Source organism: Pseudomonas sp. SHLD1, from assembly GCF_028640935.1.
Lineage (GTDB): Bacteria > Pseudomonadota > Gammaproteobacteria > Pseudomonadales > Pseudomonadaceae > Chryseomonas > Chryseomonas aestiva.
Window position 1 is genome coordinate 20,163 of the sequence record NZ_JAQZAD010000033.1, and the last position, 26,178, is coordinate 46,340.

25 protein-coding genes are annotated in these 26,178 nt (G+C 66.9%); 12 read left to right on the forward strand and 13 right to left on the reverse strand.

Annotated features, from left to right (window positions below):
• Nucleotides 1-42 precede the first annotated feature (42 nt).
• Nucleotides 43-237, forward strand: a complete 195-nt coding sequence (locus tag PVZ77_RS23120; protein ID WP_273809683.1) for a cation transporter — start codon at nt 43-45, stop codon at nt 235-237.
• Here the strand turns inward: PVZ77_RS23120 and PVZ77_RS23125 are convergent.
• A complete protein-coding gene (locus PVZ77_RS23125) occupies nt 219-848 on the reverse strand; it encodes a TetR family transcriptional regulator (protein WP_273809684.1) in 630 nt (209 codons plus the stop codon). The genes PVZ77_RS23120 and PVZ77_RS23125 overlap by 19 nt on opposite strands.
• 112 nt (nt 849-960) lie before the next feature.
• Here PVZ77_RS23125 and PVZ77_RS23130 point away from each other — a divergent pair, with 112 nt between their 5' ends.
• The 3 genes from PVZ77_RS23130 (at nt 961) to zapE (ending at nt 3,724) form a co-directional block, all read left to right on the forward strand.
• Nucleotides 961-2,133, forward strand: a complete 1,173-nt coding sequence (locus PVZ77_RS23130; protein WP_273809685.1) for a multidrug effflux MFS transporter — start codon at nt 961-963, stop codon at nt 2,131-2,133.
• A gap of 68 nt (nt 2,134-2,201) precedes the next feature.
• Nucleotides 2,202-2,588, forward strand: coding sequence for an MAPEG family protein (locus tag PVZ77_RS23135; protein WP_273809686.1), 387 nt, complete (start codon nt 2,202-2,204; stop codon nt 2,586-2,588).
• A gap of 86 nt (nt 2,589-2,674) precedes the next feature.
• Complete coding sequence (zapE, locus tag PVZ77_RS23140; RefSeq protein ID WP_273809687.1) at nt 2,675-3,724, forward strand: cell division protein ZapE; 1,050 nt, start codon at nt 2,675-2,677, stop codon at nt 3,722-3,724.
• Here the strand turns inward: zapE and PVZ77_RS23145 are convergent.
• Complete coding sequence (locus PVZ77_RS23145; RefSeq protein WP_273809689.1) at nt 3,721-4,365, reverse strand: hypothetical protein; 645 nt, start codon at nt 4,363-4,365, stop codon at nt 3,721-3,723. The two genes, zapE and PVZ77_RS23145, sit on opposite strands and share 4 nt — an antisense overlap.
• A 153-nt stretch (nt 4,366-4,518) precedes the next feature.
• On the opposite strand from PVZ77_RS23145, the gene PVZ77_RS23150 reads away from it, so the two are divergent.
• Nucleotides 4,519-6,129: an inorganic phosphate transporter gene (locus PVZ77_RS23150; RefSeq protein WP_273809691.1), complete on the forward strand. Its 1,611-nt coding sequence runs from the start codon at nt 4,519-4,521 to the stop codon at nt 6,127-6,129.
• Nucleotides 6,130-6,257: 128 nt separating this feature from the next.
• Here PVZ77_RS23150 and PVZ77_RS23155 read toward each other — a convergent pair whose 3' ends face one another.
• Nucleotides 6,258-7,124: a LysR family transcriptional regulator gene (locus PVZ77_RS23155; RefSeq protein ID WP_273809693.1), complete on the reverse strand. Its 867-nt coding sequence runs from the start codon at nt 7,122-7,124 to the stop codon at nt 6,258-6,260.
• 138 nt (nt 7,125-7,262) lie between these two features.
• On the opposite strand from PVZ77_RS23155, the gene PVZ77_RS23160 reads away from it, so the two are divergent.
• Nucleotides 7,263-7,688, forward strand: coding sequence for a VOC family protein (locus PVZ77_RS23160; protein WP_133862875.1), 426 nt, complete (start codon nt 7,263-7,265; stop codon nt 7,686-7,688).
• Between the two features lie 90 nt (nt 7,689-7,778).
• The gene (locus PVZ77_RS23165; protein ID WP_273809697.1) at nt 7,779-9,077 is read left to right on the forward strand and encodes a flavohemoglobin expression-modulating QEGLA motif protein; all 1,299 of its coding nucleotides are present in this window, start codon (nt 7,779-7,781) and stop codon (nt 9,075-9,077) included.
• Nucleotides 9,078-9,148: 71 nt separating this feature from the next.
• Here the strand turns inward: PVZ77_RS23165 and PVZ77_RS23170 are convergent, their stop codons facing one another.
• Nucleotides 9,149-11,077, reverse strand: coding sequence for an AAA family ATPase (locus PVZ77_RS23170; protein ID WP_273809699.1), 1,929 nt, complete (start codon nt 11,075-11,077; stop codon nt 9,149-9,151).
• Between the two features lie 196 nt (nt 11,078-11,273).
• Here PVZ77_RS23170 and PVZ77_RS23175 point away from each other — a divergent pair, with 196 nt between their 5' ends.
• Nucleotides 11,274-12,047: an SIR2 family NAD-dependent protein deacylase gene (locus PVZ77_RS23175; protein WP_273809702.1), complete on the forward strand. Its 774-nt coding sequence runs from the start codon at nt 11,274-11,276 to the stop codon at nt 12,045-12,047.
• 4 nt (nt 12,048-12,051) lie between these two features.
• Here PVZ77_RS23175 and PVZ77_RS23180 read toward each other — a convergent pair whose 3' ends face one another.
• Nucleotides 12,052-12,819 (reverse strand): hypothetical protein, encoded by a 768-nt coding sequence (locus PVZ77_RS23180; protein WP_273809704.1) that lies wholly within the window; start codon nt 12,817-12,819, stop codon nt 12,052-12,054.
• A 152-nt stretch (nt 12,820-12,971) separates the two neighbouring features.
• Here PVZ77_RS23180 and PVZ77_RS23185 point away from each other — a divergent pair, with 152 nt between their 5' ends.
• Nucleotides 12,972-13,226 carry a hypothetical protein gene (locus PVZ77_RS23185; protein ID WP_273809705.1) on the forward strand — a complete coding sequence of 85 codons (255 nt, stop codon included), beginning with the start codon at nt 12,972-12,974 and terminating at the stop codon, nt 13,224-13,226.
• Between the two features lie 66 nt (nt 13,227-13,292).
• Here PVZ77_RS23185 and PVZ77_RS23190 read toward each other — a convergent pair whose 3' ends face one another.
• Nucleotides 13,293-13,565 carry a hypothetical protein gene (locus PVZ77_RS23190; protein ID WP_133862881.1) on the reverse strand — a complete coding sequence of 91 codons (273 nt, stop codon included), beginning with the start codon at nt 13,563-13,565 and terminating at the stop codon, nt 13,293-13,295.
• Between the two features lie 124 nt (nt 13,566-13,689).
• On the reverse strand, nt 13,690-14,502 hold the full coding sequence (locus tag PVZ77_RS23195; RefSeq protein WP_273809718.1) for an HDOD domain-containing protein: 813 nt from the start codon (nt 14,500-14,502) through the stop codon (nt 13,690-13,692).
• A 340-nt stretch (nt 14,503-14,842) separates the two neighbouring features.
• Here PVZ77_RS23195 and PVZ77_RS23200 point away from each other — a divergent pair, with 340 nt between their 5' ends.
• Nucleotides 14,843-15,862 carry a GGDEF domain-containing protein gene (locus tag PVZ77_RS23200; RefSeq protein ID WP_273809706.1) on the forward strand — a complete coding sequence of 340 codons (1,020 nt, stop codon included), beginning with the start codon at nt 14,843-14,845 and terminating at the stop codon, nt 15,860-15,862.
• 28 nt (nt 15,863-15,890) lie between these two features.
• Here the strand turns inward: PVZ77_RS23200 and PVZ77_RS23205 are convergent, their stop codons facing one another.
• On the reverse strand, nt 15,891-17,429 hold the full coding sequence (locus PVZ77_RS23205; protein ID WP_273809708.1) for a GGDEF domain-containing protein: 1,539 nt from the start codon (nt 17,427-17,429) through the stop codon (nt 15,891-15,893).
• A 205-nt stretch (nt 17,430-17,634) separates the two neighbouring features.
• Between PVZ77_RS23205 and PVZ77_RS23210 the strand changes: the two genes are divergently transcribed.
• The gene (locus PVZ77_RS23210) at nt 17,635-17,895 is read left to right on the forward strand and encodes a hypothetical protein (protein WP_133862885.1); all 261 of its coding nucleotides are present in this window, start codon (nt 17,635-17,637) and stop codon (nt 17,893-17,895) included.
• A 21-nt stretch (nt 17,896-17,916) separates the two neighbouring features.
• On the opposite strand, the gene PVZ77_RS23215 is transcribed toward PVZ77_RS23210, so the two are convergent.
• Nucleotides 17,917-18,987, reverse strand: a complete 1,071-nt coding sequence (locus PVZ77_RS23215; RefSeq protein ID WP_405046223.1) for an AbrB family transcriptional regulator — start codon at nt 18,985-18,987, stop codon at nt 17,917-17,919.
• A gap of 129 nt (nt 18,988-19,116) precedes the next feature.
• Nucleotides 19,117-21,081, reverse strand: coding sequence for a choline BCCT transporter BetT (gene betT / locus PVZ77_RS23220; RefSeq protein ID WP_273809723.1), 1,965 nt, complete (start codon nt 21,079-21,081; stop codon nt 19,117-19,119).
• A 247-nt stretch (nt 21,082-21,328) separates the two neighbouring features.
• Between betT and PVZ77_RS23225 the strand changes: the two genes are divergently transcribed.
• Complete coding sequence (locus PVZ77_RS23225) at nt 21,329-21,733, forward strand: response regulator (RefSeq protein WP_273809710.1); 405 nt, start codon at nt 21,329-21,331, stop codon at nt 21,731-21,733.
• A 448-nt stretch (nt 21,734-22,181) separates the two neighbouring features.
• Here PVZ77_RS23225 and PVZ77_RS23230 read toward each other — a convergent pair whose 3' ends face one another.
• From PVZ77_RS23230 to PVZ77_RS23240, 3 genes are all read right to left on the reverse strand, one after another.
• Nucleotides 22,182-24,011 (reverse strand): glycoside hydrolase family 15 protein, encoded by a 1,830-nt coding sequence (locus PVZ77_RS23230; protein ID WP_273809712.1) that lies wholly within the window; start codon nt 24,009-24,011, stop codon nt 22,182-22,184.
• Nucleotides 24,004-24,807 (reverse strand): SDR family oxidoreductase, encoded by an 804-nt coding sequence (locus PVZ77_RS23235; protein ID WP_187978527.1) that lies wholly within the window; start codon nt 24,805-24,807, stop codon nt 24,004-24,006. The genes PVZ77_RS23230 and PVZ77_RS23235 overlap by 8 nt, the downstream gene beginning before the upstream one ends.
• Nucleotides 24,808-24,891: 84 nt before the next feature.
• Nucleotides 24,892-26,178: methyl-accepting chemotaxis protein (locus PVZ77_RS23240; RefSeq protein WP_273829824.1), on the reverse strand; the 1,287-nt coding region annotated here is incomplete at its 5' end.

The following is a 26,178-nucleotide window of genomic DNA, read 5'->3' on the forward strand; positions in this document are numbered from 1 at the left end:
CTGGCGTCAGGAGAAAGAGGTCAAGACCGACAGGAGCAGACCATGCATGTCATCAAGGTGATTGGAATGAGTTGCGCCCACTGCGTGAGCGCCATCGAATCCGCGGTGCTCAAGGTGGACAACCGCGCGCGGGTGGAGGTTGATCTGCAGGCGGGCGAGGTGCGCATCGACAGCGCCGAGGTGGCTGCGCCCTTTCGCGCGGCCATCGAGCAGGCGGGCTATACCGTCGCCGATTGAACCCAGTCGCGCACGATGGCGCGGAAGAAGGTGGTGAACACCTGATCGGCGGCCAGCAGCGGGGCGAAGGTCTGTTCGTCGCGTAGCAGGTCCGAGAGGGTGCCGAGAAACAGGCTGTGCAGCATCCGACTGGCCAGCTGCGGCGTCACGCCCGGCTGCAGGCGATGCGCCTGGGCGGTGAAGAGGGCGTCGGTGATGCGGATGAACTGCCGCAGGAACTGCAGATCGCGCTCCTCGGCCTCGCGCAGCTCCTCGGTGAACTCGCAGCGGTGCAACATGATGGTCATCACCCGCTGCTCCCGGCCGGGCTGGGTGAATTTTGCCATGCCTTCGATGCACAGCTTGAACAGCCGCTGCAGGCTGTCCTCCTCGCCGTCGACGCGCAGGCGCTCGGTCAGTTCGTCGGCCGGGATCCTTATCTGGCTAAGCATTTCGTGGAACAGGTGGGCCTTGTTCTGGAAATGCCAGTACACTGCCCCCCGGGTAACGCCGCATTCGCGAGCGATCATTTCCAAGCTGGTACGCGCCACGCCATTGGTCAGGAACAGGGCTTCCGCCGCATCGAGAATGGCTTGGCGGGTCTGTTCGGCTTCTTCTTTCGTACGACGCATGGGCGATCTGACTGGCAGTGGGTCTGCCACGCAGTCTAGCGCGCCTCGCCGCTTTTACAAACATGATTGTATGTAACTGCGTGACACTTCCGCTTCCATCGGATCAGGCTTCATGACCTTTCGCTTACTGTTGATTCTCGGGGCCCTCTCGGCCTTCGCTCCCTTCGCCATCGACATGTACCTGCCCAGCTTCCCCTCGCTGGCCCGGTCGTTCGCCACCGACATCGAACACGTGCAGCTGAGTCTGGCGGTGTATTTCGCCGGTCTCGCCAGCGGCCAGCTGTTCTATGGCCCCCTGGCGGACCGCTTCGGCCGCCGCCTGCCGCTGCTGATCGGCATCGGCCTGTTCTGCCTGGCCTCGCTGGGCTGTGCCCTGGCGCCCAGCCTGCCCTGGCTGATCGCCGCGCGCTTCGTCCAGGCCCTGGGCGGTTGCGCCGGCATGGTGATCGCGCGGGCCGTGGTGCGCGATCTCTGCGAACCGATGGCTGCGGCGCGGGCCTTTTCGCAGATCATGCTGGTGACCGGGATCGCGCCCATCATCGCGCCCTTCGCCGGCAGTCTGCTGCTCAGCACCTTTGGCTGGCAGGCGATCTTCGTCAGCCTGGCGCTGTTCGCCGCCGCCTGCGGCACCGCGGTGGCGCTCTGGCTGCCCGAATCCCTGCCGGCGCACCATCCGCGGCCGCCGCTGCGGGGGGCCTTGCGCAACTACCTGCGGCTGCTGCGCGATCGCACCTTCATCGGCCACACCCTCACCGGCGGCATCGCCATGGCCGGGATGTTCGCCTACATCTCCGGTTCGCCCTTCGTGCTGATCGAGCTCTATGGCGTCAAACCCGAGCACTACGGCTGGGTATTCGGCCTCAACGCCGCCGGCTTCATCCTGCTCGGACAACTCAATGCCCGTCTGGTGGTCCGCCAGGGACCGGCCTTCTGGCTGCGGCGCGCGGTGGTGGCCTATGCCGCGGCGGGACTGGTCCTGCTGCTGGTCGGCGCCTTCCAGCCCAAGGCGCTGCCGGTGCTGATGATCCCGCTGTTCTGCGCCATCGCCCTGCTTGGCGGCATCGTGCCCAATGCCTCGGCCTGCGCCCTGGCCGGGCAGGGCGCCAATGCCGGCAGTGCCTCGGCGCTGATGGGCAGCCTGCAATTCATCCTGGCGGCGCTGGCCTCCAGCAGCGTGGGTGCCCTGCACAACGGCACCGTGGTGCCCATGTGCGCGGTGCTGGCGCTCTGCGCGGTGGCGACCGCGCTGATGGCGCGCTGGACCCACAGAGCCACAGCCGTCTGAGGCGGAGTGGATTTTTCCCGGCGGGGCAGGTCAGATAGGCGAACCTTCATCCTTCCAGGGACGCCGACATGACCTTCGCCTACTGGTGCATCTTCCTCGTCTACCTCGTGCCCTATGGCGCGGCCTACTACGCTAAGTTCAAGGGCAGCGGCTTCACGCCCGAGGACAATCGGGATCCGCGCGGCTTTCTCGGCAAGCTGGAGGGTGCCCGGGCGCGGGCCAACGCCGCCCAGCAGAATGCCTTCGAGATCAATCCGCTGTTCGCCGCGGCGGTGATCGTCGCCCACGTCACCGGTGGCGCCGACCAGGGCACCATCAACTTCTGGGCCTTCCTCTTCCTGCTGAGCCGCATTGCGTATACCTGGCTGTACATTCGTGACCACGCCACCCGGCGTTCGCTGGCCTGGGTCGGCGGGATATTTTGCTGCCTCTGCCTGTTCATCGCCGCGGCCTGAGTGCAACGTCGCTGCCGGTCTTGACCGGCAGCGANGCGACGGCTGTAGCTTCATTAGCGCCCTGTCTTTCTCGGCTGGCCGCCTGCATGATGTCTCCTTCGCCCGCCCAGCAGGTGCTGGGGCACTTCGCCGAACTCGCCCAGGGCCGCGGCTATACCCTGGATGCAGCGCAACAGGCCGCCATCGACCGTTTTGCCCAGCTCGCCGACGAACTCCTGCGCCCGCGCCTGTTCCGGCGCCAGGCGCCGCGCAGCCTCTATCTCTGGGGCCCGGTAGGGCGCGGCAAGAGCTTTCTGCTGGACGGTTTCTTCGCCGCGCTGCCTTTCGCCGAGAAGCGCCGGGTGCACTTCCATGCCTTCTTTCGCGAATTGCACGAGCGGATGTTTCGCCAGCCGCCCGGTGGCGATGCCTTGGCCGCCAGCCTGGACGAACTGCTCGCCGGCTGTCGACTGCTCTGCTTCGACGAATTCCATGTGCATGACATCGGCGACGCCATGCTCATCACCCGGCTGTTTAAGGCCCTGTTCAGCCGCGGCGTGGTGCTGATCACCACCTCCAACTATCCGCCGGAGGGACTGCTGCCCAATCCGCTCTATCACGAGCGCTTCCTGCCGGCGATCCGGCTGATCGAGACGCGCATGGACATCCTCTCGGTGGCCGGCCCCCAGGACTATCGCGGCGCCAGTCCTGCCGAGCCCGATCCCTTCGGTATCGGTGCCTATCTCTGGCCGGGCAGCCCGGAACAGCGCCAGGCGCTGGGGCTGCCGCCGCTGGCGCAGACCAGGATCGAGGTGCCGGTAGGCCATCGCAGCCTGCCCGCCATCAGCGCCGCGGAGGGCCTGCTGCAGTTCAGCTTTGCCGATCTCTGCGAAGGCCCCACCGCGGTCCTCGACTACCTGACCCTGAGCGAAACCTGGCAGCGCTGGCTGCTCGATGCCGTACCGCCGCTGCGCGACGCCAGCCCCGCCGCCCGCCAGCGCTTCATCAATCTGGTGGATGTGCTCTACGACCGCCGGCTGGCGCTGTTCCTGGTCAGCACCGCGCCCCTCGACGAGACCCTGGCTGACAGCGAGATCGCCGACATGTCGCGGACGCGCAGCCGGCTATCGCAGCTGCGGCAGATCGGGCCGGACTAGCGCTCGGCTTTCAGCTTCGCACTGTCCAGGTGCCAGCGGCGCTGCTCGGCCGAGGCACCGTCGACATCGTTGACCCGGCGTAACTGATAGCGGCCGCTGAAGGTCTGGCGGGTCCCGTCGGCGAGGCGCGCCTTCACCGTCACCGGGATGCTGACATGGCTCGAACCGGCCGCGCCCTCGACTGGGCCAGGTTGACCGAGGGTCACCTGGACGCTGCGAGTCCTGGCATAGCCCTGGCGGAATTTCTCGTAGCTGTTGCCGGGCTGGCCGTCGCTGCCCCATAGCTGCCAGGCGGTGCCGTAGTCCCGGGCATCCAGCGCCCGGTAGTAACGCTGGACCACCGCCGCCGCCGCCTCGGCGCTGCTGGGCAGCGGACCGCAACCGGGTTCCTTGGCCGCCTCGCCATCGCCGAACAGCGCGCAGCTGCGGGCGATCTCGTCCTGCATCAGCGCGCAGCTGTTGGCGGCGTTGCAGGGCGGTCGCGTGGCGGGGGAGAGCGCTCGGCAGGTGGTGGCCAGGGCCTGGGCCGGCCGCTGCCCGATTTCCTGGGCGCAGCTGCGCGGTGAAGGCCCCGCGGCGGCCAGGGCGCCGGTGACGAGGGACAGCAGCAGGGCAGGGCAGAGCAGCCAGCGTGGGTGCATCGACACGATCCTTGGGCAAAGGCCCAGCCTAGCAGGCCAGCAACGCCGTGGAAAAAGCTCCGCGACGGTCATCCGTCGTCTGGCTACCTCGCTGACGTAAAAGCGTCATGTGGCCGGCGCAGGGTAGGCAGATCCCGTGTCGGAGTTTGCCCCATGCCTTCGTCCAGTCCAGTCGCCTCCCTGTCGCCGCTGTCCCATCCCCTGCACAGTTCGCGCAAGCCCGGTCCGCTGCGGATCGTGCTGTTCATCGTGCTGCTGCTGACCGGTCTGGCGGTAACCCTCGGCGGTATCCACAACGATGTCAGCGATGCCCAGTCCCCGCCCACCACCTGGCTGCCCTTCGCCGGCCTGGCACTGGCGCTGGTGATCGCCCTCGGCTTCGAATTCGTCAATGGCTTCCACGACACCGCCAACGCCGTGGCCACGGTCATCTATACCCACTCGCTGCCGCCCAATGCGGCGGTGCTCTGGTCCGGCTTCTGCAACTTCCTCGGGGTACTGTTCTCCAGCGGCGCGGTGGCCTTCAGCGTCATCGCCCTGCTGCCGGTGGACCTGGTAGTGGAAATGGGCGCAGGCAAGGGCTTTGCCATGATCTTCGCCCTGCTGATCGCCGCCATCATCTGGAATCTCGGCACCTGGTGGCTGGGCTTGCCGGCGTCCTCCTCCCATACCCTGATCGGCTCCATCATCGGCGTCGGGCTGATGCATGCCTGGCTGGGCGGCCTGGATGGCAGCAGTGGCGTGGACTGGGGCCAGGTGGCCAAGGTCGGCTATGCGCTGCTGTTCTCGCCGCTGATCGGCTTCGTCTGCGCGGCGCTGCTGCTGGTGCTGCTCAAGCGTATCGTGCGCGACCAGACGCTCTATCAGGAACCGAAGAGCGCCGAGCCGCCGCCGCCGTGGATCCGCGGCCTGCTGATCCTGACTTGCACCGGGGTGTCCTTCGCCCATGGCTCCAACGATGGCCAGAAGGGCATGGGGCTGATCATGCTGATCCTGGTCGGTGCCCTGCCGACCGCCTATGCGCTCAACCGAGCTGTGCCGGCCACGGCCACGCCAGCCTTCGCCGCCGTCGCCGAGGTCACCGCCAGCGGCCTGCGCCAGGCGGCGCCCCAGGCGGCACCGGCCGATCCCCACGGGGTGCTGTTGGAATTCGTGCGCAAGCGGCAGAGCAACCCCGAGGTGCTACCCGCGCTGGCGGCCATCACCGATGACATCGCCCGCGAGGTGCGCCAGTACGGCGCGCTCAACAACGTGCCGGCGCAGAGCATGCCCAACGTGCGCAACGCCATGTACCTGGCTTCGGAATCCATCCGCCTGCTGGAAAAGGAGCACCTGCCGGGGCTGGCGCCCAAGGCGCAGGAGGATCTCAAGGAGTTCAAGCGGCAGATCGACCAGGCCACCCGCTTCATCCCGCTGTGGGTCAAGGTGGCGGTGGCCATCGCCCTGGGGCTGGGGACCCTGGTCGGCTGGCGGCGCATCGTCGTCACCGTCGGCGAACGCATCGGCAAGACCCATCTGACCTATGCCCAGGGCGCCTCGGCGGAGCTGGTGGCCATGGGCACCATCGGCGCGGCGGACGCCTTCGGCCTGCCGGTTTCCACCACCCATGTGCTGTCGTCCGGGGTGGCCGGCACCATGGCCGCCAACGGTTCCGGGCTGCAGTGGGCGACGGTGCGCAATCTGCTGCTGGCCTGGGTGCTCACCCTGCCGGTGGCCATGGCGCTGTCCGCTTCACTCTACTGGCTGCTGGTGCACCTGTTCTAAGAGCCTGTTCAAAATCTGCTGCGCGTCGGCCAAACTGTGTTGAAAATGGCTTCGGAATGCTCATTTACCACTCGTAAACTCCGCTTCCTCAGCCATTTTCGCCTTGTTTGTCTCTAGCTCGCGAGATTTTAACCAGGCTCTGACACGGCCTCGGTCAGGCAGTGGCGAAACAGCGCCACCGCCGGCAGGTCGCGTCCGGCGTGCCGGGTGATGACCTGCAGTTCGCGGTGAAAGGTGAGGGCACCGAGGGACAGCCGTCGTACCCGGGAGTGTTCCAGCCAGAGGCCGGCGCAGGGCACCAGGGCCACGCCCAGGCCGTGCTCGACCATCTTGACGATGGCATCGAGTTCGTCGAGTTCGAGCACCTGGCGCACCGCCAGCCGCTGCTCGCGCAGAAAGGCGCTGACCCGCCGTCCGCCAAAGGAGTGGCGGTCGTAGCGGATGAAGGGCTGGGTCTCCAGCAGCCGGCGCGGATCGTCGCCGGCCAGCCCCGGCGGCGCGATCAGCACGAAGGGTTCCTGCAGCAGGGTGGTGGCGTGCAACTCCTTGGGCAGCTCGAAGGGCGGGCGGATCAGGATGGCCAGATCCAGATCGCCGGCATCCACCTGGCTGAGCAGGGCCAGCGAGACGCCGGGCACCAGGCGTGGCTCCAGGCGTGGCGCCTGCTGGCGCAGTCGTACCAGGGTGCCGGGCAACAGGCCGGTCTGGACGCTGGCGATGGCGCCAATGCGCAATTCGCCCTGGATCTCGTCACCGGCGCCGGCCATGCGCGCATAGGTGGCGAGGATCTCCTCGGCCAATGGCAGGGCGCGACGACCGGCGGCATTGAGCAGGGCGCTGCGGCCATTGCGGTCGAACAAACTCACGCCCAGGTGCTGTTCTAGGGTGCGGATCTGGGCGCTCACCGCCGAGGGCGTGAGGCCCACGTGCAGCCCGGCCGCGGCAAAGCTGCCATGACGGGCCACGGCGAGCAGGGTCTTGAGTTCGCGAAGCATGGTGGTGGCCCGAAGTCAGAGAGAGCTACTGTAGCGAGCCACAAAATTTTTGTCGCTCGGGGGCAGGAAAATGCGCTTTATACGCAGGAAAACCTGGGGTGAGAATGGCTGCATTCTCCCTCCACAGGATGTCCCGCCATGGCCTTGTCGCCCTTCCACCTTGCCATCCCCGTCTACGACCTGGCCGCCGCCCGGCACTTCTACGGTGACGTCTTCGGCCTCGCCGAAGGCCGCTCCAGCGACCACTGGGTCGACTTCGACTTCTATGGCCATCAGCTGGTGATCCACGAACACCCCAAGACTGCGTCCCAGGACGAGGCCCATACCAACGCCGTGGACGGGCACAACGTGCCGGTACCGCACTTCGGCATCGTGCTGGGCTGGGACGAATGGGAAGCCCTGGCCGAGCGTCTGCGCGCCCGGGAAACCCGGTTCGTCATCGAGCCCTATATCCGCTTCCAGGGCCAGGTCGGCGAGCAGGCCACCATGTTTCTCTTCGACCCCTGCGGCAACGCCCTGGAGTTCAAGGCCTTCAAGGACATGAGCCAGCTGTTCGCCAAATAGGGCGACTCGGCAGCTCTGATGTCGCGCAACCTAGGCAAAAGACGCGGCAGCGGCCATCCTTGCAGCCTTGCCCGTCGCCCGGTTGCCGTCATGAATGCCCGCCAGCCCTTTCTCGATCCCTATCATCAGACCATTCGCCAGCTGTCCGATCGCATCGTCGCGGCCCAGGCGCCGATCCGCATCCTCGATGCGGTGAAGTGGGACGACGGGGTGCGCCAGGGCTTCCTGGAGGGCAAGGGCCAGCGCCTGCCGGCGGTGGATCGTGCCTTCTACGAGGGGCGCCCGCTGGGTTTCGACGGCGATGCGCTCAAGGGCGAATTCCAGAGCATCGAGCGCGAGGTCACCCGCCAGCTCGGCCAGTTCAATCCGGTCGGCCAGATCATGAGGCGCATGTGCCGCGAGTACCGCATGGTGATCCGCATGCTGCAGGCGCGCGGCACCCCGGATTTCGGCCTGATCTCCCAGGAACTCTATGGCGCCGCCTCGGACGCCTTCCATGCCGGCGATCCGACCCTGGCCGACCTGGGCATGATGATGTCCAGCTACCTGGACAACATCGCCCATCGCGGCGCCCTGGAGGACGAACCCAAGACCCTCACCGCCAAGGACGCCGTACCCATCCTGCAGGCGCGCCTCAATCGGGTGTTCGGTGAGACGGAGGGCACCATCCGGGTGTTCGAATCCGATGGCATCGTCGCCGATGCCGCGGCCGGCGCCGACTACATCAAGGTGCGCGCCGACGCTTTGTTCAACGAGCGCGACGTCCGTGCGCTGGAGGTCCACGAGGGCCTGGTGCACGTCGGCACCACCCTCAATGGCCAGAACCAGCCGATCTGCACCTTCCTCGCCAAGGGCCCGCCGTCGTCCACCGTGACCCAGGAAGGCCTGGCGATCCTCATGGAGGTGATCGCCTTCGCCTCCTATCCGACCCGGCTGCGCAAGCTGACCAATCGCACCCGTGCCATCCACCTGGCCGAGGACGGCGCCGATTTCCTCGAGGTGTTCCGCTTCTTCCAGGAGCAGGGCTACGACCTGGAGTCGGGCTACCAGAACGCCAGCCGGGTGTTTCGCGGCTCGACGCCGACGGGGCTGCCCTTCACCAAGGACCTGTCCTATCTCAAGGGCTTCATCCTGATCTACAACTACATCCAGCTGGCGGTGCGCAAGGGCAAGCTGGAGCAGATCCCACTGCTGTTCTGCGGCAAGACCACCCTGGAAGACATGCGCATCCTGCGCCAGCTGGTGGACGAGGGCGTGGTGGTACCGCCCAAGTACCTGCCGGCGCAATTCCAGGACCTCAACGCCCTGGCGGCCTGGATGTGCTTCTCCAACTTCCTCAACCACCTGAGTCTGGATCGGATCGAGGCGGATTACGCCAACATCCTCTGAGCATCCCTGCCGGCGCGGACATGAAAAAGCCCCGGCGGACCGGGGCTTTTTCTTTCAAGGCGTCGCCAACATCACTCGCCCTTGAAGGCCGCCGCGATGCTCGGCTCGCTGTCACCCGCGCGCGAATCAGCCGAACGCTCCGGCACGAAGGCCAGGGCGCGATTGAGGGCGCCGCAGGCTTCCAGGCCGCTGGCGCGGGCGATGGCCTCGGCCACCGCGCTGCCGGGGATGGTCTCGTCGCGCAGCAGCTGGTCGGTGATGTCGTCCAGCGCCGGCTTGAGCTCGGTGATCAGCGCCAGGCAGCGGTGATCCAGGCTGTGCAGCAGCTGATCGGCGGCGGCGATGCTGGGCGCGGCGTCGAAGTCGATGCCGGCGTCGCGCAGGGCCTGCAGGCTGAGCAGCGAACCGCTCGGACCCATGCCCAGGGAGGCGACCATGGACAGCGCCAGCTTGGAGGCTTCCTGCAGATCCTGGGCGGCACCCGAGGAGACCTCGTTGAAGTACAGCTGCTCGGCGCAACGACCGGCCAGCAGCATCTGGATGCGGCCTTCGAGTTCCGATTTCAGGTGCAGTCGCTTGTCTTCGGTGGGGGTGATCAGGGTCACGCCCAGGGCTTGGCCACGCGGCAGCAGGGTGACCTTTTCCACCCGACCGACGTTGAGCACCGCGGCGACCAGGGCATGACCGGCTTCGTGCACGGCGATGCGGGTACGCTCGGCCGAACCCAGCGGGGTGACGCCGACCGGTTGCTCGCCGATGCGGCAGGTCTCGATGGCCTCGACGAAGTGCGCCATGGTCACGGCGCTGGCGTTCTCGCGAGCGGCCAGCAGGGCGGCGTGGTTGCTGATGTAGGCGATGGCCGCCGGGGTCAGACCTACGGTGCCGCGGGAGAGGGCGGCCAGATCCAGCTCGCCTTCGCAGGGCAGCTTGCCGGCATAGAGTTCGAACAGCGCACGGCGGTCTTCCAGACTCGGCAGCGGCACGGCGATGGTGCGGTCGAAGCGACCTTCTCGGCGCAGCGCCGGATCCAGGGAGTCGGCGAAGTTGGTGGCGCCCAGCACCAGCACGCCGCTGGTGCCGTCGAAGCCGTCCAGCTCGGCGAGGAACTGGTTGATGATGCGGTTGGCCTCGGCGTCGCTGGAGCGCGACTGCTCGGCGCGGCGCCCGATGCCGTCGATCTCGTCGATGAAGATGATGCAGGGCGCCTTCTTGCGCGCGGTGCGGAACAGCGACTTGACCTTCTGGATGCCGACCCCGAAGAACATCGAGGAGAAGTCACTGCCGGTCACCTGGATGAAGTGGGCGTTGCACTCGGTGGCCAGGGCCTTGGCCAGCTGGGTCTTGCCGGTGCCGGGCTCGCCGGTCAGCAGCACGCCCTTGGGCGGACGGGCACCCAGGGCGGCGAAGGCCTTGGGATTGCGCAGGCAGGTGGTGACGTCTTCCAGCGCCCGCTTGGCTTCGGCGGCGCCGACCACGTCCTTGAAGGAGATGCCGGTGCCCTTGCGATGCAGCTTGAAGGGGCTGGCGAATCTCAGGGCCAGGGGGATGGCCAGCAACAGCAGGAGCAGGTAGCCCGGCAGGTTGATCAGCAGGGCGTCGAGCCAGGGATGACGCTGCCCGGATTCGCTCCAGGTGGCCACCGGGAACAGCGGTTCGGCCTGGGTGGCGTAGTCGGCCAGCAGGCGATCGGCGATGCGCCCGCCATTGTCGGCCACGGCGTAGTGCTCGCCGCGACGGGTGTCTATGTAGAGGGTGTGATCACCGATCACGGCGCCGGTGATGGCCTTGGCGCGCAGATCGCCCAGCAGCACGGAGAGATCACGTGGCTGTTGGGTCCAGTGTTCGGGAGCCTGCTGCACGCTGGCGAGCATGGCGGTGGCGGTAGGCGCCGGCGTGCCGGGCGTGAGCCACAGCCAGCTGGCCAGGCTGAGGACGGTGACGAGGGCCAGGGCGCCGGCGACGAGCAGGCGCGGATATTTGGAAACGACGGACTTCTTCATTCACATACCGTTAGGGTAGGAGCGACATCGGACGCGGACTCCCGGATTATCGGCCTGTGGCGAAAAGGGTGAACCTCAGTTCCCCGGAAAACGATGAGTGGACTCACCATCCGTCGAGTAGGGTCACACTTTCGGTCTTTTTCGCGGTCCGCAAGCCCCTGTTGTTTTGCCGCAGATGTCAGGAGCCAACGCATCCATGCCCAATCCCATCGACTGCCGCGACGGTCTCGCCGCGTTGCCGCCAGTGCTGCTCGAACGCCTGCGCCAGGCCGACGAGGTGCTGGTCCTGACCGGTGCCGGAGTGTCGGCGGAAAGCGGCATCGCCACCTTTCGCGAGGCCCTGACCGGGCTCTGGGCGCGCTTCGATCCGGCGCAACTGGCTACGGCCGAAGCCTTCGTCGAGGACCCGGTCCGGGTCTGGAGCTGGTACGAGTGGCGCCGTGCCCAGGCACTGGCGGCCCAGCCCAATCCCGCGCACCTGGCCCTGGCGGAGTGGGGCCGGAGGCATGGGCGGTTGCGCCTGGTTACCCAGAATGTCGACGACCTGCACGAGCGCGCGGGCAGTCGCGCGGTCATCCACCTGCACGGCAGCCTGCACGCGCCGCGCTGCTTCGCGTGTGCGCGGCCCTTGGCCGCGCCGGCGTTACCGGAAGCCGAGGATCAGCGGGTGGCGCCACCACGTTGTGCCTTCTGTGGCGGTCTGGCCCGGCCTGGTGTGGTCTGGTTCGGCGAGGCGCTACCGGAAGAGGCCCTGGCCAGCGCCTGGACCCTGGCCGAGCGTTGTGACCTCTGCCTGGTTGTCGGCACCTCGGGGCTGGTGCAGCCGGCAGCCAGTCTGCCAGGGGTGGCGCGCCAGCAGGGCGCCACGGTGGTGCGCGTCGATCCGCGGCTGGCGGCGGATTTCAACGATGACTGGCAGCTGCTGGGCGCAGCCGGGGCAATCCTGCCAGCGCTGCTGGAGCGCCTCTAGCCCTTCAATGCAGCGCCTGGCCGCCGGTCCCCAGGGCATCCAGGGTGCGCTTGAGGGCGGTATAGGCCTGCCGCTGGTCGTCGTCCTCGGTCAGCAGACCGTCGAACAGGGTGGCGACCAGCGCCGGATCCTGGGCGACGAAGCGGTCGATGAGGACGTCGTTGTCCTGGCGCCCGGCGGTGATCAGCAGCACGGCGAGCTGGGTGACATAGCGTGCTGCCAGCGGATAGGCCTTGAGAAAGATCTTGAAGGGCGCATCGGCCAATCCCGGCGCGAAACCCTTGGCCAGGCCCTGCTGGGCGGCGGCGATGGCCTGGCGGACGGCGTCCTGCCAGTTGCCGGCGGTCACCGCACCCGCCGGCAGGGCCCGGCGCATCTGGCCGAGCAGGCTGTTGAGGAAGATTCGGCGGTTGGCCTGGTAATCGTCGTCGGTATCGAGCAATTCGCGGCGAATGCGGACCAGGACGCGATCATCCTCGGCGTCAGCGGTCACCGCCTGCTTGAAGGCCAGGGTCAGTTCGCGGTCCAGCAGACCGGGCTTGCGGCCCTCCAACTCGGCCTGCAGCAGCGGCCCGCTGGAATCGGCGAAGAAGAAGCGCTCGGCATGGGGTGCCAGGCGTTCGCGCAGGCGCGGCCAGAGCTCCGCCGCGAACAGTTGCTCGGCGGTGCCGCCGGAAACGATGACCCGGTGCTGCGGCGCCTCCGCCAGATAGTCGAACAGCGCGGGGGTATCGAGCGCGGTGCGATCGACGATGAGGTAACGGTGCTTCACGGCAACTCCTGAACGCGACGGCCGCACCTGTCGGGGTACGGCGAGATGGCCGTTAGTCTATAGGAAGGTGGGAACGCTTGGCCCGGCCTTTGGCCTAATCAGCCAGGGTGCAGCCCGCGACACCCTTCCTTTCGCGGCCGGAGGACACCAAGATGCGTAAGACCCCGCTGATCCTTGCCCTGAGCGCTGCCCTGGCCCTGGTGGCCGGTCCCAGCCTGGCTGCCAACAGCAACAACGACGCCGGGGTGACCGGCAACGGCATCGGTGCGCCGGGCAGCTCCAACACCAGCAACAGAGACAGTGCGGACGACACCTCCACCGCCGCCCCGTCCACCCAGAAGAAGGCCGACAAGACGCCTGCCACCAAGGCCCAGGGCAGCCAGCAGAAACGCGTGCTCAACGATTGATGGTCAAGCAAAAGGCGCCTCTCGAGGCGCCTTTTTTTGATCGCAGCCTGTGACGGCGGAAAAGCCTCAGCAGGCGCGGGTGTAGCGGACCTGCCAGTCGAGTCGCTCATGGGTGGCCCGCTCGATACGGGCGCGACTGTCGCAGATGAAGGCTTCCAGCAGGGAGTTGTCCAGCAGATCGACCCGGGCGATGCGGCGTTGCAGGAGCGCCGTGCCGTTGGGCGCATAGACCTCGACGTTGAAGGTCGCCTGATCCTGGGCGGTCATGGCGCACAGCATCGGTTGAAAAGCGCCCTTGATAATGGTGTTCGCATCCGTGAACTTCAGCGGCTCGGCCATCGCAATCACTCCTGTCAGCTATAACGCTTTGACCGATTCTTGAGGTACCCGTTCGACTTTTGCCACGACCGGCTGGCAGATTTGTGATGCAGGCGGTGGCGCTGCCTGTGCAGGAGACGGCCGGTCAGTTGATCAGGGTGCCAAAGGCCTTGTCCGCCTCAATCACCTCGGGCAGTTCACCTAGCAGAAGCTCCAGATCCACGCCTTCCAGCAGCGGATTGGCCAGCGCCGCCTTGGCGTGGTCGTTGATGCCGCCGTGACGCCGCAGGACAAAGGAAATCAGGCGCGCCTGGGCGACCATGCGCGCCGCAGCGGAATCCTCGGGCGCATCCTGGGGATGCAGCTGGTAGGCGATGGCATGCTGGATCACCACCGGCAGCTGCCAGCGGCGGGCCAGCTCGGCACCCACCTCCGGATAGCCGAAGCCGATGGCCTGGTCGGCGGGCACCGGGGCGCGCTGCTCGGCGTCGATGCGCACGGCGATGTCGGGCGCCGCGGTCCTGATCAGCAACTCGCCGATGCTGTGCAGCATGCCGCAGGTGAAGGCGGTCTCGGGATCGGCACCGGCCTGGCGGGCGAGGACGCGGCAGATGCTGGCCACATCGAAGCTGTGCTGCCAGAAATCCCGCGGATCGAAGCTGGGGTTGTGGCGGAAGGCCGCGGTCACCGCCGAGGCCAGCACCAGGGTGCGCAGGGCGTCGAAGCCCAGGCGGATGGCGGCGCCTTCGATGCTGGTGGACGGTCGCACGCCGCGAAAACGCACCGAGTTGGCCAGGCGCAGGACCTTGGCCGAGAGCACCGGATCCAGCGCCAGGTTGCGGGCGACGTCTTCGATGCTGCTGTCGGGATCGTCGAACTGCTGGATCAGCTCCTGAGCCACCTTGGGAATGCTGGGAAGGGTATGCAGGTGATCGAACAGAGCATCGATTTCCATGATGGCGCCTGGTTTGTTCTATACCGAAGGTGGGAGCTGATAAGTCGTTGAAAGCATGAACGACGGCCTGGGCACTGCCAAGCCTAGCCGAGAATTCGCAGCGAAGAGCTTAGCGGGCCGGGCGCCGCGGGTTGCAGGACGAGCTGACCGGTGGCGTCATTTCGCCGCCGTCCGTTGGCTCGATCCGTGCGCGGCCGTGGTCCTATGCGGTCCAGTGATGGGCGAAGCGATGACCAGACGTCTATTGTCTTGCTCGAGTCCGCTTTCCGCCGACGACGGGCCACGAATGAGATAGCATCCAGTGATATCAGTTGGCCACTAAATTTGGCGTTCGAGTTGTGCAATGACTTATCAGACTCACATTCGCCAGATGCTGCAGTTGCCCAATGTGCTGGCGCAGAGCACCGGCATCCTGGGCTGGTTGATCAGCGTGCTGGTCAACCCTTTCCTGACCGCCGGGGTACCGGCCTGGGGCTGGCTGGCCTTTGCCGGCATGATCGGCTCCTGCCTGGCCATGACCACCGCCCGGCGTTTCGCCGTCTGGCGGCTGTTCGCCCTGGTGTTCGTGCTGTTCGAGGCCCTGGCCTTTCGGTTCCAGATCCTCAGCATGGGCGAGGCCGGCCATGCCTGGATGATTCCCATGGCCATCGTCATCATCCTCGGCTCGACCATTCTGTTTTCCCATGTGCTCGACTACGGCATCGCCGCCGCGGCGGTCTGGTTGCTGCTGTTCTATGGCGAACTGGACACCATCACCGCGGCGGCCCTGCCGCTGTTCGTGGTCATGCTGGGGGCCAGCCTGGCACTGGGGCTGCTGCTCAATGCCACCTTCGTACGCATCGTCGCCAGCACCCTGGAGCTCAAGGAACGCTATCGACTGCAGGCGGAAACCGATGCCCTCACCGGGATCAGCAACCGACGCGCACTGATGCTGGACATGGAGCAGGTCTGCCGAGAAGGATCGCCGTCCTGGTATTTCGTCATGCTCGACATCGACGACTTCAAGCGGATCAATGACCGCTTCGGCCACGACGTGGGGGACCAGGTGCTCAAGGAGATGGCCGTTACCCTGGGCAGGCATTTCCCGGGTGGACGCTTCGGGCGCCTGGGTGGCGAGGAATTCGGCGTGCTACTGCAGTCCGAGGACGAGCGCCAGCTGGCGCAGCGACTGCAGGCGCTGCTGGACGATATCCGCAGCAACACCTGCACCGGCAGCTGCTTTTCCTTCAGCGCCGGGGTGGCGCGCCTCGCCCCGGGCTATCAGCCCTCGGAGCTGCTCAAGCAGGCCGATGGCGAGCTCTATCAGGCCAAGCGCGCCGGCAAGGACCGGGTGCACTACCGCGGTGGCATGATCTGCGGCTAGGCCCGTCCGCAGGGTGCCCGGGCCACGCCTAGGGCGCCTGATCTTCCAGCAGCGGATGGGTGCGATTGCGGCCCAGGTGCTTGGCGCGGTAGAGCGCGGCATCGGCGCTGGCCAGCAGGTCGGCGGGCTGGGGCGGCGGGCTCTGGCCGGGCGGCTGGACGGCGATGCCGAGACTGACGGTGATGCGGCCGAAGGGACTGGTGGCATGGGCCACCTCCAGCGCCTGCAGGCGCTCCTGGACCGTGGCGGCCACGCGCTGGGCGCCGCTTTCGTCGCAGTTGGGCAGCAGCAGGACCATCTCTTCGCCACCGTAGCGCGCCGCCAGGTCGCCCGGGCGGCGCGCCGCCGAGGCCACCACGCCGGCCACCGCTTGCAGGCAGCGATCGCCCGCGGGATGGCCATAGTGGTCGTTGTAGGCCTTGAAGTGATCGATGTCGATCATCAGCAGGCTGAGCGACTGGGCATTGCGTTGCGCCCGGGCCAGCTCCACCGGCAGCAGGTTGTCGAACTGCCGACGATTGCCCAGCCCGGTCAGGCTGTCCTTGAGCGTCAGCAGGTGCAGCTCGTCATGGGCCTGGCGCAGGGCCACGGCGCTGCGTTCGCCGGCGCGGATCTCGCGCAGCAGGCTGAAGCCGAAGACCAGCATGCCGGCGATGATGAGGCCGACCACCGTCACCGACCTCAGCATGTCCTGGCGCCAGCTGGCGAGGATGTCGCTCCGGGAGATACCAGCCAGCGCCACCAGCGGATAGCCTTCCAGATGCTGGAAGGCATAGAGGCGTTCACGGCCGTCGAGCATGGCGCGCACCAGGGCGGTACCGCTGGGGGCCTGGGTCACATACTGGCGAAACAGCGCGCTGCTGGCCAGCGGGGTGCCGACGTGCTCGGGCACATAGGGCCGGCGGACCATCAGCGTGCCATCGTCCTGCGCCAGGGTAATGGCGCCGCGGGCGTCCAGTTTGAAGCGCTCGTAGTAGTCGACGAAGTACTGCAGGCGGATGGTGGCCAGCAGGACACCGGCGAAGCGACCGTCGCGGTCCTCCAGCCGGCGTGATATCGGGATGATCAACTCGTGGGTGCTGCGACTCTCGATCACCGTGCCGACGTGCAGCACGTCGGCGGCGTGCTGGCGGTGAAACTGGAAATACTCGCGATCGGCATTGTTGGCCCGGGGTGGCTCGCTGCTCTTGTCGGTCACCCGCCATTCGCCCTCGCGACCGTAGATGAACAGCCCGTGCAGTTGCGGCAGGAGGGCGGCCTGGCGCGCCAGCAGGCGATGCACGCGGGAGCGGTCCAGTTGATCGAGGGGTTGATCCTCCAGGCGGTCGCGGATGCTGACCAGCAGCGAATCCGCTTCCTTGATGGCGTCGTCGGCATGCTGCGCCGCCGCCAGGGCGATGTTGCCGACGTCGCTGCGCGCGCTGGCGAAGGCGTTCTGGTAGTTGCGCCATACCTGCCAGGACTCCAGCGCCAGGATCACCGCGACGGCACAGACCAGCAGCCATAGCGCCCGGCGCTGGGTGGCCGGGTTGCGCGGCGGGAGGGGAGTATCGTCGGCGTCGACCATGGCGGGAGAGCTTCCTCGTCCTCGGTGTGCAGGAGACCGCGAGCCGGGCGATTCAGGCCACTACACGGGGATAAAAGTCAGACAAGTCTACAGTTTCGTCGGAATCTTGCAGAGCGTACGAATCCTCGTGGCCCAGCCGTGGTCACTAGCGATATAGCTGTCCATGGGATGGCGCCCAGCCAACTGCCCGACCGGGAGGTCAAAGATGTCGCAGATCGCCGAACAGATCGTCGAAGACGCCATGCAGCGCATCGAGGAGAACGAGCCGCAGCATGCCGCCGATCCCGTGCGCAACTTTTCCCTGACCCTGACCGATCCCGCGGAGATCCGGGTCGGTGCGGAAATCTACTTTCTCTTCGAGCAGCGTCTCAAGGGGTTCTATCCGGACGCCCGGGTCGTGGTGCGTGGCCATGCCGCCGAGGGCTACAACATCACCGCCCAGGTCGAGCGCCGCCGCTCGGCCTGACGGCCCGGCCCTCAGCCCGTGCTAGGTGGGGGCCAGCTTGACCAGTTGCCGGGCCAGTAGCGGCCCGGTCAGCACCACGCCGATCAGGCGCAACGCCTGCATGGCCAGCACCAGGCCGACATCGGCATGGGCATCCACCGCGATGATGGCCATGGAATCCAGTCCGCCCGGACTGGTCGCCAGGTAGGCGGTAAGAAAGTCCACGTGCATCAGCTTCGCCATCAGCAGCGCCGAGAGGGCACAGAGCGCGATCAGCAGCAGCGAGGCGAAGATCATCTTGGGCAGGGCGCGCCAGACATAGGCGACCGTGGCCCGGTCGAACCTCAGGCCGACATAGCAGCCCATGGCGCCGTAGGCCGCCGCGAGCAGCAGATGGGGCAGGGTGATGTCCAGCCAGCCGTTGAGTTGCAGCAGCGTGCCCAGGGCGATCGGCAGCAGCAGGGCACCGGCAGGAAACAGCCGGCCGCCCAGCCAACTGCCGGCGAGGGCCACCGCCAGGGTCAGCGCCAGGTTGAAGGCGAAGTGGCCGTCCAGGCTGACCACCGTCGCCTGATGTCCGGTGCCGCTGCCTTCGGCGCCCAGCAACCGGCCCACCAGCGCACTGATCAGCACCACGCAGACCACCCGGACATATTGCATGGTGGCGACGATGCGTGGATCGGCGCCGTATTCCTCGGCCATGGCCACCATGGCGGCCGCAGCGCCAGGCGTGGTGCCCCAGGCGGCGGTACTGCCGGGCAGGCCACCGAAGCGCACCAGCAGGGCGCCGGTGAGCAGGCTGAGCAGCACGGTCAGGGCGGTGGCCAGCAGCATCACCGGCCAGTGCTCGGCGACCGTGAGCAGCACCGCGGCGGTCATGGCGTGGGCGATCAGGCAGCCCACCACGCCCTGGCCGGTCTGGAACAGCCGCCGTGGCAGGCGGATGGAGGCACCGCAGACGCCAAAGGCGATGGCCACCAGCATGGGGCCGAGAAAAAGTGCCGCGGGTACCTGCAGCCAGCTGAGTCCGCCTCCGACCAGGGCGGAACAGAGGATCAGGGCCAGCCATTGCAGCAGGGGTGGATAGGGCGAGGTGGCAGGCAGGGTGGGCAAGGCGGTCTCCGGACGGCGGGGGACCGGCGCGGCGTACCGACCCCGGGGCCGGCACGGGGCCGACCCTGGAGACGATTATACGGCCTTTGCCGCTTTCAATGGCCTTTCAGTCGCTGAAAAAACCGTTGGCTAGCGCACCAGGTGCAGGAACTGCAAATGGCGTTCGTACTGGTCGAGCATGTCGTTGAGGATCTGCTCGCGGTTGTAGCCCACCAGGTCGTAGTCCTGGCTGCCTTCGGTGAGGTGCACCTCGGCGCGGTAGTAGCGGCGGTTCTTCAGGTGCAGGCCGCCGATGCCGGCGCGGGCGAAGGAGGGCGTGAAGTAGCCCTGCATGATCACCTGGTAGATGAAGGGATGCTCCTCGCCATGGCCGATGATGAGTTGCAGGTTGGCATTGGTGGCGTCGAACTGGGTCTCCACCACCAGGCCCTTCTCCCGCGAGACCTCGACCATCTCTTCCATGGCCGGGCGCACGGTACTGTCCATGAAGCGATAGACCTCGTCCCGCGAGGGGAAGTACACCGCCTGGGACAGTCGCTGGCGCCAGCCGCCATGGCGGGCCTTGCCGTTGGTCGCCACCGGCGCGAGCGAGTGCAGCCGCGCCCGCTGGCGCTGGGATTCCAGGTGCAGCGCCTTGTGCAGGCCCCACATCATCAGCAGCACCACCACCGAGAAGGGGAGCGACGTCAGCACCACCGCGGATTTGAGTGCGTCCATGCTGCCGGCGAACAGCAGGCCGCCCGTGACCAGCGCCACTGCCGCGCCCCAGAACACCCGCAACCACTTGGGCCCGTCTTCGTCGGCCTCGCCGCCGGTGGACGACAGGGTCGAGAGCACCACGGTGCCGGAATCGGCCGAGGTGACGAAGAACACGAAGCTCACCAGCACGGCGACGCTGATCACCACGCGGCTGGCCGGATAGGTTTCCAGCACCTGATAGAAGACCATGGCCGGATCGGTGAGCGCGGTCTGCGCCAGTCCGGTCATGCCCTGGCCGAGGACCAGCTCCAGGGCGCTGTTGCCGAAGATCGACAGCCAGGCCAGGGTGAAGCCCAGCGGGATGAACAGCACGCCGAAGACGAATTCGCGGATGGTGCGACCGCGCGAGATGCGCGCGATGAACAGCCCGACGAAGGGAGCCCAGGCGATCCACCAGGCCCAGTAGAACACCGTCCAGCCGCCCAGCCAGTCGGACGGCTCGTCATAGGCATAGAGATCGAAGCTCTTGCCCGGCAACGCGGCGAGATAGTCGCCGATGTTCTGGATCAGGGTGTTGAGCAGGTGCTGGGTCGGACCGGCGAACAGCACGAACAGCAGCAGGGCGACGGCCAGCACCATGTTGATGTCGGACATGATGCGCACGCCCTTGTCGACGCCGGAGACGGCCACGGCGATCGCCGCGCCCATCATCAGCACGATGAGGATCAGTTGCACCCAGTGGCTGTGGCTGATGCCGAACAGGTAGTCGAGACCGGCATTGAGGTGCAGCACCCCGAAGCCCAGGTCGGCGCCGAGGCCGAAGATGGTGGCGATGATGCCGAAGGCGTCCACGGCGTGGCCGATAGGTCCGTTGATGCGCTTGCCGATCAGCGGATAGAGCGCCGAACGCAGCGCCAGCGGCAGGTTGTGGCGATAGGCGAAATAGGCCAGGGCCATGGCCACCAGGGCGAACACGCCCCAGCCGTGCAGGCCCCAGTGCAGGAAGAGGATCTGCATGGCCTGGCGCGCGGCCGCCGGATTGCCGCCTTCGCCGGCCGGCGGCTGGGCGAAGTGGGTCAGGGGTTCGGATACGCAGAAGAAGAACAGGGTGATGCTGATGCCCGCGGCGAACAGCATGCCGGCCCAGGACAGATAGCTGAACTCGGGTTGGTCGTGGTCGGCACCGAGCTTGATCTTGCCGTAGCCGGACAGCGCGGTGACCACCACGAACACCAGATAGAGCGACATGGCCAGCAGGTAGTACCAGCCGACCGTATTGGCGGCCCAGGTCTGGGCCTGCAGCAGCCAGGCGCCGGCCTGCTCGGGACGGCCGATGACCACCACGGAAAACAGCAGGATCACTGCGGCCGCGCAATAGAAGGCGGGGGGATTCAGCTTTACGGTGCCGGATGAGGGCGTCGCACTCATGAGGACTCCTTGCGAACTGCCAAAGGGAAGAATGCTTTTTTAATTGATCGTTCGATTAAAAAAGAATACCACAGGAGGCCCCCGAGGTGAACGCTTCGAGTCAGCGAGGCGTTGAAAGTTGCCGCTTAGAGGGCTTGCTTATGCCGATGGTCGACTTTGGTCGAGCCGGGGCCGAATGGTCAGAACCGTGACCTCTTGGCAAAGTCTGTTGGGTATGACTCAGGCATCTTCTCCCTACGGCTCCTATCGTCCACTACTGCTTCTGGTAGAGGACGAACCCTTGCTGCGGGAATTGGCCACCGAGGCCCTGGAATCTCTGGTGGACCTCCAGGTGGTGGCCGTGTCGACCGCCGATGCGGCGCTGAGCTATCTGGAACAGAACGGTGCCTGCATCGACGTGCTCTTCACCGACGTACGCATGCCGGGACGCCTGGATGGCGAGGCCCTGGCCCAATTGGTCGCTCAGCGCTGGCCGCACATCCCGGTGATTCTCACCTCCGGCGATCGCCTGACAGTCCCCCGCGGTGCCGGCCGCACCCGCTTCATGCCCAAGCCCTGGCATATCGACGACATGGCCAATTGCGTCAACGAGGTGCTGGGGCAGAGTCGGGTGGCGTGAAGGGCTTGCTGCCCGGCGGCGTCGCCATCACTGGTCTAGGTTGCCGTGTAGGAGCGGCCCATGGCCGCGATTGCAGCCATGCAGACTGCTCGGTGTAAACCCTGAATGACTCAATGGTGACCTTGCGGCTGCGGTCCCTCACCCCAACCCTCACCCAAGGGGAGAGGGGGCTCTACGAGCAGGGCTCGACTCCATTCCTTCCGGCAAGTCCGTAATCCAACGTCACGCTCACTGGCGCGTCTCGTCACGGGTGGCACCGTAGCGTGGAAAACAGCGCAGCCTTTTCCACTGGTAGCTACGTACCGCGCTGTGCCCTCACCCAACCCTCTCCCAGAGGGCAAAGGGGCTGTGCCAGCTTCATCAGCTCCAGCAAGATCGCGATCAGCTATCGGGCTGGCCCCCGCAGGGGCGGCCGCATCGAGGACCGCCATGGCCGCATCGGTTCGCCCTACGGCTGCCACTGCGGGTCCTTGCCGCTCAGCTTGCGATCCAGGAAGAAGGCGGTGCTGATCAGAGCCAGGTGCGACAGGGCCTGGGGCAGGTTGCCGAGGGGATAGCCGCGCTTGTCCAGTTCCTCGGCATAGAGGCCCAAGGGGTTGGCGTAGCCCAGCAGCTTTTCGAACTCCAGGTGGGCTTCGTCGACGCGACCGGCGCGGGCCAGGCATTCGACGTACCAGAAGGAGCAGGCGACAAAGGCGCCTTCTTCACCCTTGAGGTTGTCCGCCGGGGTGTCGACCGGGTTGTAGCGGCGGATCATGCCGTCGTAGGCCAGGTTGGCCTTGATGGCGTCGAGCGTGGATAGCCACATGGGGTCGGTGGCGCTGACGAAGCGCACCAGCGGCATCAGCAGCAGGGCGGCGTCCAGGCTCTTGCCGTGGCGGGTCGAGGTGAAGTGACCCAGCTCGGCGTTCCAGAAGTTGTCCCAGATGTCTTCCTGGATGGCGGCACGAGCGGCGTACCAGCGTTCATAGGGCATCGGCAGCGAGCGCTTGACCGACAGCCGCATGGCACGGTCGATGGCCACCCAGCACATCAGCCGTGAGTGCAGGAAGTGCTCGGGATCGCCGCGCATCTCCCAGATGCCGGCATCGGGCTGGTTCCAGTGCTCGCAGACGTGGTCGATCATCCGCACCACGTCCTTCCAGCCATGGTGGGAGATGGCTTCGCCATACTTGTTGGACAGGTAGATGGCGTCCATCAGCTCGCCGTAGATGTCCAGCTGGACCTGCTTGTAGGCCTCGTTGCCGATGCGCACCGGACTGGAGTTCGCATAGCCTGCAAGGTGGTCGAGGGTTTCCTCGGGCAGGTCCAGGCCGCCGTCCAGGCGATACATGATCTGCAGCTTTTCCGGGGCGTTGTGGCTGTTTTCCACGCACTGGCCCACCCAGTGGGTGAAATCCTTGGCTTCCTGGGTGTAGCCCAGGCGCATGAAGGCGTAGACGGTAAAGGAGGCGTCGCGGATCCAGGAGGCGCGATAGTCCCAGTTGCGCTCGCCGCCCAGGGCTTCCGGCAGGCTGAAGGTGGCGGCCGCGGCGATGGAGCCGTGCTTGCAGGAGGTCAGCAGCTTCAGCGCCAGGGCCGAGCGGGTGACCATCTCGCGCCAGCGCCCCTGGTAATGACTCTTGGCGGCCCAGGAGGTCCAGTAGGAGAGGGTGTCCTCGAAGCAGAGATCGCTCTGGCCGGCGACGACCTTGTCGTCTTCCTTGCAGCCAAAGACGAAATCCAGTTGCTCACCCTGTTCCAGTTCGAACTCGGCCGATGCCGCGTTGCCGTCCACCCGCAGGGTGACGCTTGACGCCAGGCGCAGGGTCGGCTGGCCAGCGGCCTCGAACAGGGCGCCGCCGTCCACCAGGCGGGCGCGGGTCTCGGCCCGGGCGTAGTCGTGGGCCGGCGCGCAGACCAGGCGGAAGCGGCAGCGGCCGGCCACCACCTGCACGCGGCGGACGATACGTGGCTGGGTGTCCTCGCTGCTGCACACCGGCATCAGGTCGGTGACCTCGGCGACCCCTTCCGCCGACAGCCAGCGGGTCTGCAGGATGTTGGTGTCCGGCAGGTAGAGCTGCTGCTCGCGGGCGTCTTCCCAGACCGGGGCCAGGCTGAAGTAGCCGGCCTTTTCCGAATCGAGCAGGGCGGCGAACACCGAGGGGCTGTCCAGGTTCGGCCAGCAGAAGTGATCGATGGTGCCGTCGGTGGCGACCAGGGCGCAGGTGCGCAGGTCGCCGATGACACCGTGGGCGCCGATACTGCGGCGGGCGTGCACGGAGGAGGAATCAGCCATTGTCTTCGAATCCCGGATAGAGGCACATGCCGCCGTCGACGAACAGGGTGGTGCCGACGATGTAGTCGGCCAGGTCGCTGGCGAGAAAGACCGCCGCGTTGCCCACGTCGTCGACATGGCCGACGCGCTTGTAGGGGATCAGCCTGAGCAATTCGCGGGCCTTGGCCTCGTCACCGGTCACCTCTTCGTTGATGGCGGTAGCGATGGCGCCCGGGGCGATGCTGTTGACACGGATGCCTTCGGCGGCGACCTCCTGGGCCAGGCTGCGCATCAGCAGATTGACCCCACCCTTGGACGCGGCGTAGTTGACGTGCCCGGCCCAGGGAATGACCTCGTGCACCGAGCTCATGTGGATGATCTTGCCCAGGGCGCGCGAGATGTTCTCGTCGCGGCCCTGCTTGCGGAACTGGCGGATCGCCGCCTGGGCGCAGAGAAACTGGCCGGTGAGGTTGGTGTTGATCACCGTGTTCCAGTCCTTGAGCGACATGTCGGCCACCGCCGCGTCCTTTTGCAGACCGGAGTTGGCGACCAGGATGTCCAGTCGGCCGAAGGCTTCCAGGGTACGCTCGAACAGGGCCTTGACCGCGTCCTCGTCGCCGACGTCACCGCCCACGGCGATGGCGCGGCCTCCGGCGTCCTGGATGCGCCTGGCCAGTTCTTCGGCAGGTTCGGCGTGGGAATGGTAGTTGATGGCGACGGCGGCACCGGCCTTGCCCAGGGCTTCGGCGACGGCGGCGCCGATCCCGGAGCTGCCGCCGGTGACCAGGGCGACCTGGCCGTTGAGGGATAGCTGCATGTCCAGACTCCTGCGCGGAAAAGGTGTCTGACTGCTGACCGTTGCGCTCGCGTCTAGGTTCAGCCCGCGAGCGTTGCCGGATGTTCAGGCACGGGTGGTGCGGAACAGGCTCATGCGTCGTTCCAGGTCTTCGGCCAGCTCCGCCAGCTGACGACTGGCCCCGGCGATCTGCTGCGACCCACTGGCGGTTTCCAGGGTGGCCGCGTGGATGCGATTGATGTTTTCGTTGACCTCTTCGGCCACGGCGGTCTGTTGCGCCGCGGCGGTGGCGATCTGCGCATTCATGGCGTTCACCGAGCCGACGTCCGCCTGGATGGCTGCCAGGGCCGCGACGGCGCGCTGGGTCAGCTCGGCGGTCTCGTGGGCCTGGCCGCGACTCTCTTCCATCTGCGCCGCGGCGCGTCCAGCGCCTTCCTGCAGGGTGGCGATCATGCCGCGGATCTCGCGGGTCGATTCCTGGGTACGGGTCGCCAGGTTGCGGACCTCATCGGCCACCACGGCGAAACCGCGGCCCTGCTCTCCGGCGCGGGCGGCCTCGATGGCGGCATTCAGCGCCAGCAGGTTGGTCTGCTCGGCGATGCCGTTGATGACGGCGACGATGTTCTCGATGCTGGCGCTGTCGCTGGAGACCTGCTGCACGGTGACGCTGGCCTGCTCCAGGGCCTGTACCAGCTGACCGATGGCCTGGCCGGAGCTGGCGACCAGCCGGTTGCCGGTGTCCACCTGGGCACTGGCATTGCCGGTGGCCTGGGCGGCCTGGGCCGCGTAACCGGCGACCTCGCCAATGGTGGCGGCCAGTTCGGTGACGGCCGCCGCCATGTGCTGGGCCTGGTTGGACTGCACATCGGTGTGGCGCTGGTTGGTCTGGGCGGTACCTTGCAGCTGGGCTGCTGCCGCCGCGACCGAGCTGGCGGTATGGCGTACCTGGACGATGGTCTCGCCCAGGTGCGCGGTGGCGCTGCCCAGGGTGCCCATCACGCTGTCCGGATGACGGGTGGCGGGGCGTTCGTCCAGCCGGCCCTCGGCCAGGCGGCGGATGGCGGCGGCCACGGCGTGGGGTTCGCCGCCCAGGGTCGCGCCCATCTGGCGGATGATCAGGATGGAGACGGTCACGCTCAGCAGCAGGGCGAGGGCGCAGGTCACCAGCATCAGCCAGCGGAAGCCTCCGGCGATGCCGCGGACCTCGGCCAGATGGCCGCTGGCGATGGCTTCCTCGTGATCGATGAGCGCATTGATGCGCTTGAGCCACTCGACATAGGCCGGCGAGACGCGCTCCAGCAGGAACACCCGGGCGCCTTCCAGATCACCGGCCTGGCGCAGTTGCAGCAGGCGATCGGTCAGCGGCAGGGCGGTGCCTTCGATGTCCTTGAT